19 protein-coding genes and 1 riboswitch are annotated in these 18062 nt (G+C 63.2%); of the genes, 2 read left to right on the plus strand and 17 right to left on the minus strand.

Annotated elements, in window-relative coordinates:
* Positions 1-8 precede the first annotated feature (8 nt).
* Positions 9-2639 carry an ATP-dependent chaperone ClpB gene (gene clpB, locus ACESY8_RS02350; protein WP_024723367.1) on the plus strand — a complete coding sequence of 877 codons (2631 nt, stop codon included), beginning with the start codon at positions 9-11 and terminating at the stop codon, positions 2637-2639.
* A gap of 53 nt (positions 2640-2692) precedes the next feature.
* Here clpB and ACESY8_RS02355 read toward each other — a convergent pair whose 3' ends face one another.
* From ACESY8_RS02355 to kdpF, 6 genes are all read right to left on the minus strand, one after another.
* Positions 2693-3334, minus strand: coding sequence for a class II aldolase/adducin family protein (locus ACESY8_RS02355; RefSeq protein WP_035300436.1), 642 nt, complete (start codon positions 3332-3334; stop codon positions 2693-2695).
* Between the two features lie 68 nt (positions 3335-3402).
* A complete protein-coding gene (locus ACESY8_RS02360; protein ID WP_498794562.1) occupies positions 3403-4056 on the minus strand; it encodes a hypothetical protein in 654 nt (217 codons plus the stop codon).
* A 135-nt stretch (positions 4057-4191) separates the two neighbouring features.
* Positions 4192-4842, minus strand: a complete 651-nt coding sequence (kdpC, locus tag ACESY8_RS02365; protein ID WP_007489058.1) for a K(+)-transporting ATPase subunit C — start codon at positions 4840-4842, stop codon at positions 4192-4194.
* Between the two features lie 16 nt (positions 4843-4858).
* Positions 4859-6934, minus strand: coding sequence for a potassium-transporting ATPase subunit KdpB (gene kdpB, locus ACESY8_RS02370; RefSeq protein WP_054338508.1), 2076 nt, complete (start codon positions 6932-6934; stop codon positions 4859-4861).
* Positions 6935-6954: 20 nt separating this feature from the next.
* Positions 6955-8709: a potassium-transporting ATPase subunit KdpA gene (locus tag ACESY8_RS02375; RefSeq protein WP_054338507.1), complete on the minus strand. Its 1755-nt coding sequence runs from the start codon at positions 8707-8709 to the stop codon at positions 6955-6957.
* Positions 8710-8731: 22 nt separating this feature from the next.
* Positions 8732-8809, minus strand: coding sequence for a K(+)-transporting ATPase subunit F (gene kdpF, locus ACESY8_RS02380; RefSeq protein ID WP_021632044.1), 78 nt, complete (start codon positions 8807-8809; stop codon positions 8732-8734).
* A gap of 530 nt (positions 8810-9339) precedes the next feature.
* On the opposite strand from kdpF, the gene ACESY8_RS02385 reads away from it, so the two are divergent.
* Positions 9340-9564, plus strand: coding sequence for a hypothetical protein (locus ACESY8_RS02385; RefSeq protein WP_054338506.1), 225 nt, complete (start codon positions 9340-9342; stop codon positions 9562-9564).
* Between the two features lie 457 nt (positions 9565-10021).
* A riboswitch (cobalamin riboswitch) is annotated at positions 10022-10209 on the minus strand.
* Positions 10210-10316: 107 nt separating this feature from the next.
* Here the strand turns inward: ACESY8_RS02385 and ACESY8_RS02390 are convergent.
* From ACESY8_RS02390 to eutM (ACESY8_RS02440), 11 genes are all read right to left on the minus strand, one after another.
* Positions 10317-10748, minus strand: coding sequence for a EutQ-related cupin domain-containing protein (locus ACESY8_RS02390; RefSeq protein WP_007493563.1), 432 nt, complete (start codon positions 10746-10748; stop codon positions 10317-10319).
* A gap of 38 nt (positions 10749-10786) precedes the next feature.
* Positions 10787-12010: an ethanolamine utilization protein EutH gene (locus tag ACESY8_RS02395; protein ID WP_007493560.1), complete on the minus strand. Its 1224-nt coding sequence runs from the start codon at positions 12008-12010 to the stop codon at positions 10787-10789.
* A 65-nt stretch (positions 12011-12075) separates the two neighbouring features.
* Positions 12076-12615: a BMC domain-containing protein gene (locus ACESY8_RS02400; RefSeq protein WP_009259301.1), complete on the minus strand. Its 540-nt coding sequence runs from the start codon at positions 12613-12615 to the stop codon at positions 12076-12078.
* Between the two features lie 5 nt (positions 12616-12620).
* Positions 12621-13973, minus strand: coding sequence for a 4Fe-4S dicluster domain-containing protein (locus ACESY8_RS02405; RefSeq protein ID WP_498794566.1), 1353 nt, complete (start codon positions 13971-13973; stop codon positions 12621-12623).
* Between the two features lie 57 nt (positions 13974-14030).
* Complete coding sequence (locus ACESY8_RS02410; protein ID WP_007493553.1) at positions 14031-14315, minus strand: EutN/CcmL family microcompartment protein; 285 nt, start codon at positions 14313-14315, stop codon at positions 14031-14033.
* Positions 14316-14361: 46 nt separating this feature from the next.
* Complete coding sequence (locus ACESY8_RS02415) at positions 14362-15111, minus strand: hypothetical protein (protein ID WP_434307925.1); 750 nt, start codon at positions 15109-15111, stop codon at positions 14362-14364.
* A gap of 36 nt (positions 15112-15147) precedes the next feature.
* Positions 15148-15969, minus strand: coding sequence for an ethanolamine utilization protein EutJ (gene eutJ / locus ACESY8_RS02420; RefSeq protein WP_007493550.1), 822 nt, complete (start codon positions 15967-15969; stop codon positions 15148-15150).
* A 23-nt stretch (positions 15970-15992) separates the two neighbouring features.
* The gene (gene pduL / locus ACESY8_RS02425; protein WP_007493548.1) at positions 15993-16604 is read right to left on the minus strand and encodes a phosphate propanoyltransferase; all 612 of its coding nucleotides are present in this window, start codon (positions 16602-16604) and stop codon (positions 15993-15995) included.
* 14 nt (positions 16605-16618) lie between these two features.
* Positions 16619-17398, minus strand: coding sequence for a cobalamin adenosyltransferase family protein (locus tag ACESY8_RS02430; RefSeq protein WP_039997578.1), 780 nt, complete (start codon positions 17396-17398; stop codon positions 16619-16621).
* A gap of 49 nt (positions 17399-17447) precedes the next feature.
* Positions 17448-17732, minus strand: coding sequence for an ethanolamine utilization microcompartment protein EutM (eutM, locus tag ACESY8_RS02435; protein WP_054338503.1), 285 nt, complete (start codon positions 17730-17732; stop codon positions 17448-17450).
* A gap of 38 nt (positions 17733-17770) precedes the next feature.
* A complete protein-coding gene (eutM, locus tag ACESY8_RS02440; protein WP_007493543.1) occupies positions 17771-18055 on the minus strand; it encodes an ethanolamine utilization microcompartment protein EutM in 285 nt (94 codons plus the stop codon).
* Between the last annotated feature and the right edge of the window lie 7 nt (positions 18056-18062).

Here is an 18062-nt window from a genome sequence, read left to right on the forward strand (position 1 = left end):
GACGCAATATGAACGCGCAGAAATATACCCAGAAATCCCTGGAGGCGGTGCAGAACGCCCAGTCCATCGCCACCGAGTACGGCAACCAGCAGATTGAGCAGCCCCACCTGCTGCTGGCCCTGCTGCTGGACGAGGGTGGGCTGATTCCCCAGCTGCTGGGGAACATGGGCCTCACCGTCCCCTCCTTCACCGCCGCCGCCAAGGCGGAGGTGGAGAAGCTGCCCCGTGTGTCCGGCTCCGGCCGGGAGCAGGGCAAGATCTATGTGGCCCAGGACGTGGACAAGTGCCTCAACACCGCCGAGAGCATCGCCGCGTCCATGAAGGACGAGTATGTGTCGGTGGAGCACCTGCTGCTGGCCCTGCTGGACACGGCCAACCGGGAGCTGAAGGAGCTGTTCCGCACCTACAACGTACAGAAGGAGGGCGTGCTCCAGGCCCTGACCAACGTGCGGGGCAACCAGCGTGTGACCTCCGACAACCCGGAGGAGACCTACAACGCCCTGAAGAAGTACGGCTCCGACCTGGTGGAGCGGGCCAGGGCCAACAAGCTGGATCCGGTCATCGGCCGGGACGACGAAATCCGCAACGTCATCCGTATCCTGAGCCGCAAGAGCAAGAACAACCCGGTGCTCATCGGCGAGCCCGGCGTGGGCAAGACCGCCATCGCCGAGGGGCTGGCCCAGCGGATCGTCAAGGGGGACGTACCCGCCTCCCTGAAGGACAAGACCATCTTCGCCCTGGACATGGGTTCCCTGATCGCCGGGGCCAAGTACCGCGGCGAGTTTGAGGAGCGGCTGAAGGCCGTTCTCAACGAGGTCAAAAAGTCCGAGGGCCGCATCATCCTCTTTATCGATGAGCTGCACACCATCGTGGGCGCGGGCAAGACCGAGGGCGCCATGGACGCGGGCAACCTGCTCAAGCCCCTGCTGGCCCGGGGCGAGCTGCACTGCATCGGCGCCACCACCCTCAACGAGTACCGCCAGTATATCGAGAAGGACGCCGCCCTGGAGCGGCGCTTCCAGCCCGTCATGGTCTCCGAGCCCACGGTGGAGGACACCATCGCCATCCTCCGCGGCCTGAAGGAGCGGTACGAGGTGTACCACGGCGTCAAGATCCAGGACGGCGCCATCATCGCCGCCGCCACCCTGTCCAACCGCTATATCACCGACCGCTTCCTCCCCGACAAGGCCATCGACCTCATCGACGAGGCCTGCGCCATGATCCGCACCGAGATCGACTCCATGCCCACCGAGCTGGACGTCATCCAGCGGAAGATCATCCAGCACGAGATTGAGGAGGCCGCCCTCAAGAAGGAGGACGACGCCCTGTCCAGGGAGCATCTGGCCGAGATCCAGAAGGAGCTGGCCGAGATGCGGGACGAGTTCAACGCCAAGAAGGCCCAGTGGGAAAACGAGAAGAACGCCATCGGCAAGGTGCAGAAGCTCCGGGAGGAGCTGGAGAGCGCCAACGCCGAGCTGGAGGCCGCCCAGCGGCAGTACGATCTGAACCGCGCCGCCGAGCTCCAGTACGGCCGCATCCCCGAGCTGCGGAAACAGCTGGAGGCCGAGGAGGCCATCGCCAACGAGGGCAGGGCCCGTTCCCTGCTGCGGGACAAGGTCACCGAGGAGGAGATCGCCCGCATCATCGAGCGCTGGACGGGCATCCCCGTGGCCAAGCTGATGGAGGGGGAGCGGGAAAAGCTGCTCCACCTGGAGGACATCCTCCACCAGCGGGTGGTGGGCCAGGACGAGGCTGTGCGCCTGGTGAGCGAGGCTATTCTCCGCTCCCGGGCGGGCATCGCCGATCCCGACCGTCCCATCGGCTCCTTCCTGTTCCTGGGCCCCACCGGCGTGGGCAAGACCGAGCTGGCCAAGGCCCTGGCCGAGGCCCTGTTCGACAGCGAGAAGAATCTGGTGCGCATCGATATGAGCGAGTATATGGAGAAGTTCTCCGTCTCCCGCCTCATCGGCGCGCCTCCCGGATACGTGGGCTATGAGGAGGGCGGCCAGCTCACCGAGGCCGTCCGCCGCCACCCCTACTCCGTGGTGCTCTTCGACGAGGTGGAGAAGGCCCACCCCGACGTGTTCAACATATTACTCCAGGTATTGGACGACGGCCGGATTACCGACAGTCAAGGCCGAACCGTGGATTTCAAGAACACCATTATCATCCTCACCTCCAACCTGGGGTCCCAGTATCTGCTGGACGGCATCGATGAGAAGGGCGACATCACCGCCGAGGCGAAAAATGCCGTCAACGATCTGCTGCACCACTCCTTCCGGCCCGAGTTCCTCAACCGGCTGGACGAGATTGTGTTCTACAAGCCCCTCACCAAGGACAACATCACCCACATCATCGATCTGCTGGTGGCTGAGCTCAACCGCCGCCTGGAGGATAAACAGCTCAAGGTGGTTCTCACCCCGGCGGCCAAGCAGCACATCATCGACAGCGCCTACGACCCGGCCTTCGGCGCCCGTCCCCTGCGCCGCTTCGTGCAGCACAGCGTGGAGACCCTCATCAGCCGGAAGATCATCGCCGACGAGGTGCAGGGCGGCGACACCCTCACCGTGGACTGCCGGGATGGCGAGCTGACGGTGGAAAGCAAGAGCGTCCTCACCGGCGAGGTGGTCAATCCGTAAACAGACAGCCCCGGCCGCATTGCGCCCGGGGCTGTTTCGTTCCCTTTCGCCGGCTAGACCGCCCGCCCGGCGGCCAGCATCTCCTTACAGGCCCGAATGTCCGCCTCGCCCAGTGGGGTGAAGCGGCCCAGGGCGGAGGCGTAGTAGGCCACCTGGGCCGCCTCCTCCACATAGGCGGCGGCGGTCATGGCCGCGGGCAGGTCCCGGCCGCAGCAGAGGCTGCCGTGATTGCGCAGCAGCACGGCCAGCCCGTCCGTCCCCAAGGCGGCGGCCACTGAGGCGGCCAGCGCCCGGGAGCCGGGCACCGCGAAGGGCACCACCCGGATGGGGGCGAACTCCGCCTGGGGCGGCGTGGAGGGGGGCAGCTCATCCACCGCCATGGCCATCACGGTGCAGAACAGGGCGTGGTTATGCACCACCGCCCCCACGTCGGGGCGGGCGCGGTAAACCGCCGTGTGCATGGGGGTCTCAGAGGAGGGCGCGTAGGGCCCATCCACCCACTCCCCGTCCAGGGTGACAATGGCGATGTCTCCCGGCTCCATAGTGTCATAGGGCCGCCCGCTGGGGGTGATGGCGGCCACCCCCGCCTCCCGGTCCCGCACGGAGATATTGCCTGATGTCCCGTGGATCAGCCCCTGAGCGCTGGCCTGCCGGATGGCGGTGAGCACCTGCCGCCGGATGTCCTCATACTTCATGAAAGCGTCCCCTTCTCTCTGTGGTATTTGCCCTATTATAGCACAAAAAACGGTCTGAGTCATCCGACTCAGACCGTTTGCGCCTGCATATGGGAAAGGCGGACCGCCCGGCGGGCCTGGAGCTCCCGGACCGCCGGCTCCTCCAGCATCAGCCGTTTCCCATTTTCCAGGGCCACCACCCGGCCCTCCACCCGGGAGACCTTGTCGGTGTTCAAAATCAGGCCGCCCGGGCAGATCAGAAACTGGGGCTCGCCGTCCAGCAGCAGGGCCATGGCCTGAAAGCCCAGCCGGGCCCGGACGCGGTCGTAGGCGGTGTAGAGCAGCAGGGTCTGCTTCTGCGCCTGAATGTAGTGGATATCATCGGTACGGAGCGGGTGCTTAATGGGCAGAATGGCATCCCGCGCGTGGCGGGGAGCCAGCGCGAAATAGTCCGTCATGACGGTGTTCATGCCGCTCACCCGCCGCCACTCCACGGCGCCGAAGGTGTCGGCCGCGGTCAGCACCTTGGCCCGCAGGGCCTGTCCCTCCTCCAGATAGGCCCAGAGGGTCTCCCCCTCTCCGCGGATGCGCCGCAGCTCCTCCGCCGCCCTCCACTGGCGCTCGCCGCCGCGGAGGCAGACTAATTGATATCCACCGCTCTGCGCCGCCATGGCGAACTCCTCCAGGCAGTCGAAGCAGTCGGTCACCACGGCGACCTTCCAGCGCACCGCATAGGAAAACATCTGCTCCCGGAGCTACTGCCGGTCCTTCTCCTGTGGTGCGATCAAGGCAATTCTGATGATGTTCACCCTCTCTCTGCGCCGCAGAAAGCCCCCCTGAACCAATCCGGGTCAAGGTTCAGGGGGGCTTTTGAGCGATTAGTCTACGCCGCCGATCAGGCCGAGGGCCTCGGCGATATCCAGGTTGACGCCCAGAACGTTCACCGTCTCCTCACCGAAGATGCCCAGCACCTTGCCGGTGGTGTTGTCCGCCACGAACTGCTCCAGCTGCTCCTCGGTCAGGCCCGTGTTCTCCGCCAGCTGCGGAATCTGCACAGCCGCAGAGGCAGGGCTGATGTGGGGATCCAGGCCGGAACCGGAGGCCGTCACCAGGTCGGTGGGGATGTCCTCCACCGTCAGGTCGGGATGCTCCGCCAGGAATTCGTCGATGTCGCCCTGCACGCGCTCCGCCAGAGCGGGGTTGGACGCGCCGTAGTTGTTGGAGCCGGAGGCCACGCCGGCGTACTCGCTGCCGTCGTTGTAGAACTTGTTGCCCTCCTCATCCACCGTATAGGTGTTGTACTGGTAGGCGGAGGGGCGGCAGCGCATGAAGCGGGGGTCAGTGAAATCCTGGCCCACGTTCTTGGCGCCCACAGCCTGGCCGTCCACATAGATGATGCTGCCGTTGGCCTGGCTGGGGAAGAGCGCCTGGCTCATAAGCGTCATGACAACCGGGTAGATCAGGCCGCAGATCAGCAGCAGTACCAGGGTCACCAGAACCGGCGCCCTGAGAGATTTGATCACTTTCATGTTCGGTTTCCTCCTGTTACATTGCCATGCCGAGGCCGAGCATCGTCAGCAGGGGCGCGATGATCAGGTCGATCACTTTGATGCCGATGAAGGGGACGATGACGCCGCCCAGGCCGTAGATGAGCATGTTGCGGGTCAGCATCTTGCTGGCGCTCATGGGCTTGTACTTGACGCCGCGCATGGCCAGCGGGATCAGGCAGGGGATGATGATGGCGTTGAAGATCAGAGCGGACAGAATGGCGCTGGTGGGAGAGGCCAGCTTCATGATGTTCAGCACCTGCATCTGGGGAATCACCATCATAAACATGGCGGGGATGATGGCGAAGTACTTGGCGATGTCGTTGGCGATGGAGAAGGTGGTCAGGGAGCCGCGGGTGATGAGCAGCTGCTTGCCGATCTCCACGACCTCGAGGATCTTGGTGGGGTCGGAGTCCAGATCCACCATGTTGGCCGCCTCCTTGGCGGCGGTGGTGCCGGAGTTCATGGCCAGGCCCACGTCAGCCTGGGCCAGGGCGGGGGCGTCGTTGGTGCCGTCGCCGGTCATGGCGACGATCTTGCCCTGAGCCTGCTCCTCCTTGATGACCTTGATCTTATCCTCGGGGCGGCACTCGGCGATGAAGCCGTCCACGCCGGCCTCCTGGGCGATGGTCGCCGCGGTCAGCGGGTTGTCGCCGGTGCACATGATGGTCTTGATACCGATGGCGCGCAGGCGGGCGAAGCGCTCCACCAGGCCGTCCTTCACGATATCCTTCAGGTAGATGACGCCCAGCACACGCTTGCCCACGCAGACGGTGAGGGGGGTGCCGCCCTGCTTGGACACCTGGTCGGTGTGGCCCTGCAGATCGGCGGGCACGGCGCCGCCCAGGCCCTTGACGTACTCCACAATGGCGTCGCTGGCGCCCTTGCGGATGGAGGTGCCGTCAGGCAGATCCACGCCGCTCATGCGGGTCTTGGCGGTGAACTCGATGAACTCGGCGCCCTTCAGGCTGCTCTCGTCCACCACGACGCCCCGCTCCTTGGCCAGGGCAACCACGCTCTTGCCCTCGGGGGTGGCGTCGCTCAGGGAGGAGAGGGCCGCATACTTGGTGAGCTCCTCCACGCTGACGCCGCTGACGGGGATGAAGTCGGCGGCCATGCGGTTGCCGTAAGTAATGGTGCCGGTCTTGTCGAGGATCATGGTGTCCACGTCGCCGCAGGCCTCGACGGCCTTACCGCTCATGGCGATGACATTGAAGCGGGTGACGCGGTCCATGCCGGCGATGCCGATGGCGGAGAGCAGCGCGCCAATGGTGGTGGGGATCAGACACACCGCCAGGGCGATCAGGGTGGACACGGGCAGGGTGACGCCGCTGTAGCGGCCGATGGGGTACAGGGTGACGATGACGATCATGAAGATGATGGTCAGGGCCACCAGCAGGATCTGCAGGGCGATCTCGTTGGGGGTCTTCTTGCGGGAGGCGCCCTCCACCAGTGCGATCATCTTGTCCAGGAAGGACTCGCCGGGGTTGGAGGTGATGCGGATCTTCAGCCAGTCGGACACCACGGTGGTGCCGCCGGTGACGGAGGCGAAGTCGCCGCCGGACTCACGGAGCACGGGGGCGGACTCGCCGGTGATGGCGGACTCATCCACGCTGGCGGTGCCCTCGATGACCTCGCCGTCGTTGGGGATGATCTCGCCGGCGCTGACCATGACTACGTCGCCCTTCTTCAGCTCGCTGGAGGAGACGACAGTCTCCGTGCCGTCGGCCTTGAGCAGACGGGCCTTGGTGTCCTTCTGGGTCTTCTTCAGGCTCTCGGCCTGGGCCTTGCCGCGGCCCTCAGCCACCGCCTCGGCGAAGTTGGCGAAGAGGACGGTGACAAAGAGGATGACGCAGACAAAGATGTTGTACAGGCGGACATTGTTGATGCCGTCGGTGGGCCCGAAGAGCTCGGGGAAGATGGAGAGCAGCAGAGCGATGACAAAGCCGATCTCAACCACAAACATGACCGGATTGTGCATCATATATTTGGGGTTCAGCTTGGTGAACGCCCCGATAACAGAGCACTTGAAGATGTCCTTTGTTACGAATTTGGTCCGATGCTTATCTTTCATAGGGAATCCGTAATCCTCCTTTAAACCGGCAGCCAGATGGACAGATGCTCAGCGATGGGGCCGAGAGCCAGGGCCGGGAAGAACGTCAGCGCCGCAAAGATGTAGACCACGAAGGCCACGATGACGCCGAAGCCGATGTTGTTGGTCTTCAGGGTGCCGATGGACTCGTTCATGCGCTTCTTGCACAGCAGAGACCAGGCGATGGCCAACTGGAGCACGATGGCCAGGTAGCGGCCGAAGAACATGGCCAGGCCGGCGGTGATGTTCCAGAAGTAGGTGTTGTCGGCCAGGCCCTCAAAGCCAGAGCCGTTGTTGGCGGCGGAAGAAGAGTACTCGTACAGTACCTGGCTCAGGCCATGGAAGCCGGGGTTGGTGATACCGGCGCGGCCGGCCTCGGTGCCGACGGCCAGGGCGGAGAAGCCCAGGATCAGCAGGGGGTGGATGATGAGGACCAGCACGGCCATCTTCATCTCGCGGCCCTCCACCTTCTTGCCCAGGTACTCGGGGGTACGGCCGATCATCAGGCCGCACAGGAACACGCCCAGCATGACGTACATGATCATGTTCATCAGGCCCACGCCCTTGCCGCCGAACACGCAGTTGAGCATCATGTGCAGCAGGGGCACCATGCCGCCCAGGGGTGTCAGGGTGTCGTGCATGTTGTTGACGGTACCGGTGGTGAAGGATGTAGTGACGGTGGTGAACAGGGCGGACTGGGCGATGCCGAAGCGGACCTCCTTGCCCTCCATGCTGCCCATGGACTGGCTCAGGCCAATCTCCGCCAGCTTGGGGTTGCCCGCCAGCTCGGAGAAGTAGCACACGGCCAGGCCGATGAGGAAGATGATGCCCATGGCCACGAACACGGTGCGGCCCTCGCCGCCGAAGATGGGCTGGCGGTCGGTCAGGCGGCGGCCCACGACGGGGTGCGCCTCATCAGTCAGCTTCTTGCGGTTGTGGTACATCAGGCCGAACATGATCACGCAGGCGCCGGGCAGGATCATCATGCTCAGCAGCTCGGTAATGTCGGAGATGATGGTGGGGTTCTCCAGCGGGGTGGTGGAGTTGGCGCCCAGGAAGCCGCCGCCGTTGGTGCCCAGGTGCTTGATGGAGACCAGGGAGGCGATGGGGCCCATGGCGATGTCCTGCTGGGTGCCCTCGATGGTGGTCACCGTCTGGTTGGCCATGAAATTCTGGGGAGCGCCCTGCCACACCAGGATCAGTGTCACGATAATGGAGAAGGGGATCAGGATGCGGGTGGTGATGCGCACCAGATCCACATAGAAGTTGCCCAGGTTGTTCTTGCTGGTGCCCGTCAGGCCGCGGCAGAAAGCCACGCAGGCGGCGTAGCCGGTGGAGGCGGAGACGAACATCATGAAGATGATGACCAGCATCTGGGAGAGGTAGCTCAGCCCACTCTCACCGGAGTAGTGCTGCAGGTTGGTGTTGGTCATGAAGGAGATAATGGTGTTGAAGGAGAGGGTGGGCTCCATGGCGCCGATGCCGTTGGGGTTGAAGACCGGCAGGAACTGGATGCGCAGGATCAGGTAGCCGATAAACACCATGACGGCGTTGGTAAGTACCAGAGCCAAGGCGTATTTCTTCCAGCCCATGCCCTCATTCTGATTGATACCGCAGATGCGGTAGATTCCATTGTCGATGCGGTTGAACACGGGGTCGCAAAACGTATGTTGACCAGTGGCGATGTGGAACATATAGCGGCCGATCGGGATGATCAGCAGCACGAAAATCACCAGGGTCAGAATGATTTGCAGCATTGCAAAATTCCTCCTCTGTGCCTCAGAACTTTTCCGGGTTGGCCAGGGCGTACACCAGATAGCACGCCAGCGCGATAATGACGATACCCAAAGCAATCATAACTAGCACTTCCTCTTTTCTAGCAAAACAGTCTTATTTGTCCATCTGGCGGTCGCACCAGTCGGCCAACAGTTTCACCAGGACAAAGCTCACGACCAGAGTGGCTATCATAGCGAGATCCATTACGTCCATCTTGTTTCCCTCCTTGTGTCCGTCTCCGCGTGCTCTCCACCGCCGGAGCGGTGCCGGTCGTCTCCCGCGGTCCGGACCTGACGCGCTGATTCCCAACCGCCGGGCCGCAGAACCCCGCCTCTGCCTCCAGCGATTGCACGTATGAGTTTTACCACGTTCCGGAAAGAAATCAAGAGCTTTTTCACAATCTTAATTCAGCCTTAACACATCCGCATGTTCCCTTATCCTTTCTTTTTGTTGTGGTAATATTTGTATTTTTAGCTTTGTGGGATTCTTATGGATTCTTAACGCCCTCCACTCTCCTCTTGCACCTTCCTAATCCCTTTCGCGCTATACTGATTCTGTAAAGAGAGTATTCAGCGCACTGTGACACACCGCTGCAGAGAGGAGTCCTTCTGATGTATGCCTATCCAGTCCACCCGTCTGTCCCCGCCCCCCGCACCGCAGCCCGAGCCAGTTGGAAATCGGCCGTCAGCGGCTGCCTCGCCCGGGGGCTGAAGGCCCACCCCATTGTGACCGGCACGGCGGTACTTGCCCTGAGCGGCGCTGTTCTTGTGGGCGGCGTAACTCTGGCGGTTCTCGCCGTCAATCTGCCGCTCTATCTGGCCGCCCTCCTGCTGTGAGACTTACGGCCAGAGCTCAAAAAAGGGGCCATCACCGGAGTGATGGCCCCTTTTTTGGTTCCATGTCTGCGTCTATACGGCGGTTGGCAGCTCCGGCCGGTTTTCCCCTGCCCCACGCTGCCACAGGCTTGCCTGTCCGTCTGCCTCCATACAAAGTTTGGGAGCGGCCCCTGCCTCGGAGCCGCTCCCGCGGGGTGAGCCCTATCCATATATCAAGTCAGAACGACTTTTTTCCACTGCATAGCATCTGCATGGAGAAAAGCGCCTATCATTCGGCGTGCCGGTGCGGGATGGGCTGTGCTGGCAGACACAGCCCATGCCTGCGCCAAATCACAAAGAGAGGTGGTCTCTGGATCCACAAAACAAAAAAGCTGTACCTCCACGAGTACAGCAAACAAACCTTATGATACCTGTCTCAATCATAAGCAACTGCACCCTCCCTGGACCGGGGAGGCTTCCTGTGCGTCATATACAGGCAGGTATTCTGACTCAGGCATCCAGCGCGGTTCTCGCCTTCCCAGGGCACAGCCCCAGTGACCTATAAGAACCGCTCCACCAATACAGCAACGGCATTGTGCGGGATTCACACCCGCTTCCCTTTTCAGCGTCTCCGGGAGGAGGCGCACCTGTATACCATTCAGTATTCCATTGTATAGGTAGATTATAGTCCCTCTTTCTTCCCATGTCAAGCCATTTCCCTCCTTTGCCCGCTGGTGCGGGCAAAGGAGGGACGGCCTGACACCGCCATGCCCTTACTGCCAGTCGGCAGGATAGACAAAGTAGGCGTAGCGGGTCCGGTTGGGGGTCTGGAAGTGAATGTGGCTTCCCTTGGGGATGTAGATGATATCGCCGGGGCCTCCGGACACCACACGGCCGTCGATCTCGATCTCCAGCGTGCCGTCCAGAACCAGGTCGTACTCATCATAGGTCAGGGTCCACTCGAAGCTGGTGTGATCCAGCTCCATGATGCCGCACCCCATACGGGGGGCTTCCTCCAGCGTGACCACGTCCTTGAGCTTGACGCCGTCCTGCTGGAAGGGCTCGCACTTGACGGTGCTGGTCTTGATGCCGATGATCCCGCTGGGATCGATGTGCTTTTCAAACTCGGGCTTGCTGCCCTTGCCCGCGGACTCCTCCAAAACCTTGGTGACAATCTCGCGGATGAGCTCTTCGCTTACATTCATGATAGATTCCTTGCCTTTCCGGTATTGGCCTTACTCGATTACTTGGAAATGGTCTGGATCTTGGAGAGCAGCTTGGGGGCCAGGAGGTTGGCCACAATCAGGGCGGTGACACCGGCCACCAGCTTACCAGCGATCATGGGGAAGATCATCTGGGCATCGTTGCCGGCGGCAAAGCCCAGGTGGTCGCCGAACACGAAGGCGGCGGATACGGCGAAGGCCACGTTCAGGATCTTGCCCTTGGGGTTCATCTCGCCCATGATGTTGAACATGGCGATGTTGTTGGCCAGGGTAGCCACCAGACCGGCGGAGCCCTTGTCATTCATGCCCAGGGCACCGCCCAGCTTGGACAGGGCGCCGCCGAAGGTACGGGTGATCCACTCCACCATGGGGAAGGCGCCGATCAGAACAATGCCGATCTGGCCGCAGACCAGCAGGCCGTTGTTCAGCGGGGTCATGCCCAGGTCGGGATCCACCGTGGACATCACGTCGAACACGGGGAACATGATGCCGGTGATCTGCTGGAACACGGCGATGGCGGTCAGGACAGTGATCACCACGGTGACGCCGGTGCCGAACTTGTTGAAGCCGTTGATCATGGGGCCGGGGGCGAACCACAGGCCGATGACGATCAGGGCGGCGATGACGATGACGGGCACCAGATTAATCAGGATGCGGCCGATGTCCATCTTATAGGGGGTCATGTTCATGACCAGGCCGCCCACGATGCAGCCGATGGGGATGGTGATCATACCGGCCAGGACGCCGGCGCCCAGGTAGGGGCGGTCTTCCTTCTTGATGATGCCCAGGGCCACAGGGATGGTAAACACGATGGTGGGGCCCATCATGGTGCCCAGGATCAGGCCGGCGAAGTTACCGATGGAGGGGTCGCTGGCCAGCTCCATGGCCAGAGGGTAGCCGCCCATGTCGCAGGCCAGGATGGTGGTGGCGAACATAGAGGCATCGGCGCCGATGGCGGTGTAGATGGGGGAGATGATGGGGCCCAGCACCATGGACAGCACGGGGGCCGCCGCATACACGCCGGCCATGGCGATGGCCAGGCCGCCGATGGCGTTGAAGCCGTCCTCAAACTTCTCGCCGTAGCCCAGCTTATTGCCGCGGATACGGTCAATGGCGCCCACAATCATGAAGATCATCATGATCAGCATGATGACGGAGTTGATGTTCAGTCCGGAAACCCAGGCTTTGATACTCTCAGTAAAAATACTGGGATCAGCAGCTGCGATCAGTTCGCTAAAATCCATTACTTACACTCCTTCTCTAACTCTCAAAACAGTTTGGGGGTTGAAGGTCTCTCTTCTCTTTGCGCTTACAGCAGGGACTGGAATACCTGCTGCGCGGGGCGCGGGATGACGGAGGTGCCCACCAGCAGCTCCGCGTCACGGGACGCGGCGGCCACGGCTTCACGCACCGCCCCCACATCCCCGGTCAGGGTGACAAAGCCCTTGCCGCCGATGGCGTATCCAATGCGCACCTCGATCAGGGTCACGTTGGCTGCCTTGGCGGCCACATCGGCGGCCGTAATGGCCGAGGCGATGGAATAGAACTCCAGCACGCCCACCGCGCCGCCTGCGGGGGGCTGGGTGGTCATGCTGATGGCCGGAATCAGTTGGGGATGGGCGTTGGGGAGCAGCAGCGTGTTGACCACGCTCTCGCCGCCCTGGCGGATGCCCTCGGCCATGGAGGCCTTAACATCGCCGGTATCGCCCGCAATGATGATGATATACTTGCCGGGACACACGGTAGAGGAACGGATGAGCTCCACCTGGGCTGCCTTTACCATAAAATCACTGGTCTCAATGCCCCGGGCAATACTGGTCAGCTCGACCATGCCGATGGCGTTTGCCATACCGTTCATACCTCCTTCCGGCAGAGCCTGGCGCCCGCCGGAGTGATTTCTGTCACCACGCCGTCGATGCTGGCGTGGATGTTGGCGCTCAGGCCGTCCGGGGCGGCCTGAGCCAGAAGCTCTCCCTTTGCCACCGGGTCGCCCACGGCCTTGACAGGCACGGCAGGCTTGCCGATGTGCTGCTGGAACGGGATGAATACCGTCTCCGGCTCCAGGGGGATGCAGGTGTGGGCGTGCAGGCCGTAGTAGGCCGACAGGCCCAGCCGGGCCACCAGCCGGTCGGTGGGCGTCTTGCGCTCGTCCACAAACTCCCGGGCGTGGGGCTCCATGTTCCGGGGCACCTGAATGCCGCGCTTGCGCAGCTCGCCCTTGATGTAGCCGTTCACCTTGCGGGGAGACAGGCCCATGGGGCAGGCGAACATCTCGCACACGCCGCAGTCGCAGCAGTTGGCCGCGTCGCCGAAGGAGCGCAGATACTCCTCGTTGTCCTCGATGCTCCCCTCCCGCCACAGGTTGCGCATGACCAGGTTGGGGCGGATCTGGTGCCCGATGAGATAGCGGGGGCAGAGATCGGTACACATGCGGCACTGGATGCAGGCGCTCTTGGTCTGATGGCGGATGGCCTCCATCGGGAGCTGGGCCCGCCGGAACAGGTAGTGCTCCTTGGGCAGGACGATCAGGTTTCCGGTGGTCTTGGTGACCACGGCCGCCTCAATGGCGGCCCGGTCGGTGAGGGTCTTGCCCATCATGGGTCCGCCCACGATGAGGGCGTAGTCCGCTAAGTTGGGCCGGGCCTCCGCCACGCAGGCCGTGAGGGCCGTGCCCACCGGGACCTTTAGGAGAATGGGCTCCTTGACCTCGCCCACCACGGAGAGGTATTTCTCCGTCACCGGAGTTCCCTCCAGGGCATCCTGGATGTTGAGCAGGGTGCCTACGTTGTCCACGACGCAGCCCACGTCCAGGGGCAGCCCCCGCTCCGGGACGGAGCGGCCGGTCACCTGCTGCACCATGGTCTGCTCGTCGCCGGCCGGATAGAAGGTCTTCATCCGGAACAGCTCCACCTGGGCGCCGCTCCGGCTGATGGCCCCCTCCAGGGCCGTGATCTCCGCGTGGTACTTGCCCTTCAGGGCGATCACCGTGCGCTTCGCGCCCAGGTGCCCGGCCACCGCCACCGCGGCGGCCACCACCCGGTCGGGGAAGGTACGGCAGAGATATTTGTCGGTTTCGATCAGCGGTTCACACTCGGCCGCGTTGACCAGAAAGCACTCCGCCTTGGCTGAGAGCTTTACATGGGTGGGGAACCCGGGGCCTCCGGCGCCGACTACACCCGCAGCCTTGACCGCTTCGGTCAGATTCATGACGTATGACCATTCCTTTCGCGGAAGTTTCCGCCGGGCCGCCGCGGCGCCTCCCCGTCAGGGGAGCACGCTGCGGTCGATCTCCTGATCGTCCACAATGCCGACCACGGTGGCGTCCACCGGGATGCTCATATCGCCGGCGGCGCTGCGGGCCGAACTGCCTCCGACCACGAGCACAGTCTCCCCCACGCCGGCGCCGATGATATCGGCGGCCACGATGGGGGGCCGTTCCGCTTTTCCCGTCAGCACATCCAGCGGCTGAACCAGCAGCAGCTTCAGGCCCGCCAGTTTTTCTTCCTTACGGGTGGCCCAGATGTTGCCGATCACCTTTGCTACCTTCATAGCCTTGATCCATCCTTTTTCGGGTAATGGGGCTCAGGGCCCGGGGTCACTCCTGAACCAGCCGGATCCCGTGCTCCTTGGCGCAGTCCTTGGCCAGAGCCGTCAGGATGCACTTGGCGGGGACATGGATGCAGGTGACCTTTTCCGCCGCGGCGTCCCGGATGTCCCGCTCCGTGAGCACCCGCTTGGTCACATGGACCAGCTTCTCCTCACGAGCCGCGGGCATGGGGGCAGGGGCGGAGGGTTCCGCGGCCGCAGGCGCCTCCGCCGGAGCCGCCTCACAGGCCGCGCCGCCCAGCAGGAGTCCCTCCAGGTTGTGTTTGGAGCAGACCACCACGCCGGAGGCCAGGAGCAGGTCCAGGCGCTCCTTCATCATGGCGTAGTAGGCCGCCGGGGCGGTGGAGGCGTAGCGGTAGAGCTCCACCTCCTCGGTGGGTACGTAGACCCGCTTGCCCGTCAGGATGGCCTGGGCGGCCAGACGGGTATAGGGGGTATCGCACAGGCCCAGAGCCAGCTTGGCAAGGGCCTCGTTGGTGAGCCCGGTGAGCACGACCACGCCATAGGAATCCAACTCGGCCGGCTCACTCTGGAGGGAAGCGCAGTCCACACGGAACCGCGCCTTCAGCTTCTCGCACTTCAGCATGGCCCGGCAGGTGTCGTTCATCTCCTGGCTGAGCAGCAGCAGGCCCTCCCGGTCATCCCGGTCTGCGGCGGCCGGGGCGGCCTCGCCCCCCTCCGCCTCCGCCAGCTTGGCGGCCACGCGGGCTACAATTTCATTGAGCAGCGTTTGTTCCATGGCTTCCCCTCCTTTCTGTTCATGAATTTAAGGGGTTTATTCCAGGGTACAGTTCATGGCAATGCCTGTGGGGGTCACGAGGAAGGGGTTGGCCGGCTTAATGGTCCGGATTCCCGTCACCTTCTGGAAGATGTCCTCGATGCCCGTCAGGCAGCAGGTGCCGCCGCAGAGGTAAATGGTGTCCGTGTGGGCCTTATCCACATAGCGGCTCACGATCGTGGCCATCTTTTCCACCACGGGGCGCACCACGGGGAGGATCTCCCGGTGGCGCTTGTAGTCCTGCTTGATGGCCTCCGCCTCCTCGAAGGAGACGTGATAGTTGCCCGACAGAACCAGGGTCAGATGGGTGCCGCCGGTGGGCTCATCCTCGATCTGCACCACCTTGCCCTCCTTTAAAATAGCAAGGCCGGTGGTGCCGCCGCCGATGTCCACCACCACGCCGTCCTCAATCTGATAGATGGCGTTGGCAGCGCTGGGCTCGTCCAGGATGTTGGTCACCTCCAGGCCGGCGCCCTCCGCCACATACTGGTGGGTCTTGACACTGGATTCGGTGCCCGCGGGCATGGCGATGGCGCAGTTGACCAGCTCCGTGCCCAGGCGGGCCTCCAGTTTTTCCTTGAGCGACCGTACAATGCGCAGCGCGCCGGTGTAGTCCACCACCACGCCGTCCCGCAGAACCTGGGCCGCCTGCTTCTCGCAGGCCACGGGGTTGTTTTCCTCGTCCAGCACCACCAGCACAATGTAGGCGGTGCCCAGATCCACGCCCACCTTGAGCCGGCTTCCCACCGGCTTGAAGGTGGTTTTTTCGGATTCCTCCACACGGGCGAGGTAGTTGTTTACGCGGTCCAAGTCCATCATGTCGCTGGCGCTCCTTCTGTTGATTATCGGATGATCTTGCCGAGGGTAAAGCCGCTCACCAGAGCCGCGTTGGCCTCGTCCACGTCAATGTGCATCTTACAGCTAAATTCCGTGCTCACCCGGATGATGACATCCTGGAAAATCACGGGCCGCTCGCTCATCACGGCCACGGACACCCGCTGCTTGTCTTTCAGATCCAGCAGCTTGGAGTCCGGCGCGGTGACGTGGATGTGGTTGTGGGCGATGATCACGCCCTCCTTCAGCTCCAGCGTGCCGCAGGGGCCCTCAATGGTGATGGCCCCGGAGCCGGCCACGTCGCCGGACTCCCGGACGGGGGCCTTGACCCCCAGCTCCATGCAGTCGCTCTTGGACAGCTCCACCTGGGTGGCCTTGCGGGCCGGGCCAAGGACCGCCACGCGCTCCTTCCGGCCCTTGGGGCCCACCAGTGTGACCCGCTGCTCAGACAGGAACTGGCCCGGCTGAGAGAGCGGCCGCTTGGGCTCCAGCCTGGCGCCGGGCCCGAACAGCACCTCCACATCGGCCTGTGACAGATGCACATGCCGCGCGGAGACCTCCACCTCGACCAGTCCCGCCCGGTGGACCGCATCCATCACTGCGGATACGATTTGTTCCATATGCCTGTTCCTCCTCAGCGGTACTGGCCCGCCAGGTACATGCACATCATGATATGAATGGCGCTGGACAGGCGGTTGAGTTCCTCGATGATATCTTTCCGGGTGTATTTGTTGCCCACCCGGAAGGCCTCGGTCGCCGCTACCTCCGTCTCACGGACAGCGGCGCGGAGCTGGTTGAGCAGCGCATAATCCCTGCCCATGGTGTAATCGGGCAGCTGCATGTACTGCACGCCGAAGAACTTCTGCGGATTGTGGGAACGCTCCCGCAGCTCGGCGTGGGTGAGACCAATGATGGTCTCGTTCTTGAACGCCTCGTCCAGTGCATCACAGCGCATCATCTCCCGGAGGATGCCCAGGATGTTCCCCAGGTCGTCCACCAGCTTCTGGCAGCCGCCCTCGGCGATCTGAACCTGATCCAGCACCACCAGGGCCTGGAGGCTGTCCAGCTTGCCGCGGAAATGGATGCGGGGGTGATCCTTGGCCACCAGCACGTTGCCGAACAGCTGGGTCATATGCTCCGGCTTTTCCATGTAGTAGGCGCCGGTCTCATAGTCCACATACTTGGGCTTTGGGGGCTCCGGGGCGCACATCACAGTCGGGACGACCGGCTGGGCGGCCGGGGCGGCCGCGGGGGCCGGCTCCGCCGGCTGCCCCCCTGCGGCCACTTTGATTTTGCGCTGCTGAAGATATTCCCGCGCCGCGGGCGTCAGTATTTTCCCCTCCGGGATGTAGTAGACCTCTGGCTGGGTGTTCCGCAGCTCCACCCGGAGGAAATCTTCTGTAATTGCCTTCACGCGCTCCACCCCTTCCTATGGTTGATGGGACACGGGCTACGCCCGTATCTTACTTCGCCAGGGAGGGCAGGATGGACTCCACCTCGTTGTGGGGACGGGGGATGACGTGCACGGAGATCAGCTCGCCCACGCGCTCGGCCGCAGCCGCGCCCGCGTCGGTGGCCGCCTTGACCGCGCCCACGTCGCCGCGAACCATCACGGTCACCAGGCCGCCGCCCACGTGCTCCTTGCCGATCAGGGTGACGTTGGCCGCCTTGACCATGGCGTCGGCCGCCTCGATGGAGGCCACGAGACCCTTGGTCTCGATCATACCCAGAGCTTGCATCATATTCATAACAGGGACACTCCTTTACTTGTTTGCGTCAGGCTGCCTCAGCCCAGGTGGGGCAGGATGGACTCCACTTCCTCGTGGGGACGGGGAATGACGTGCACGGAGATCAGCTCGCCCACGCGCTCAGCCGCCGCCGCGCCCGCATCGGTGGCCGCCTTGACCGCGCCCACGTCGCCGCGGACCATCACAGTCACCAGGCCGCCGCCCACGTGCTCCTTGCCGATCAGGGTGACGTTGGCCGCCTTGACCATGGCATCGGCCGCCTCGATGGAGGCCACGAGACCCTTGGTCTCGATCATACCCAGAGCTTGCATCATATTCGCCATTTGTGAT

The organism is Clostridium sp. ATCC BAA-442, from assembly GCF_964239415.1.
Lineage (GTDB): Bacteria > Bacillota > Clostridia > Oscillospirales > Oscillospiraceae > Flavonifractor > Flavonifractor plautii.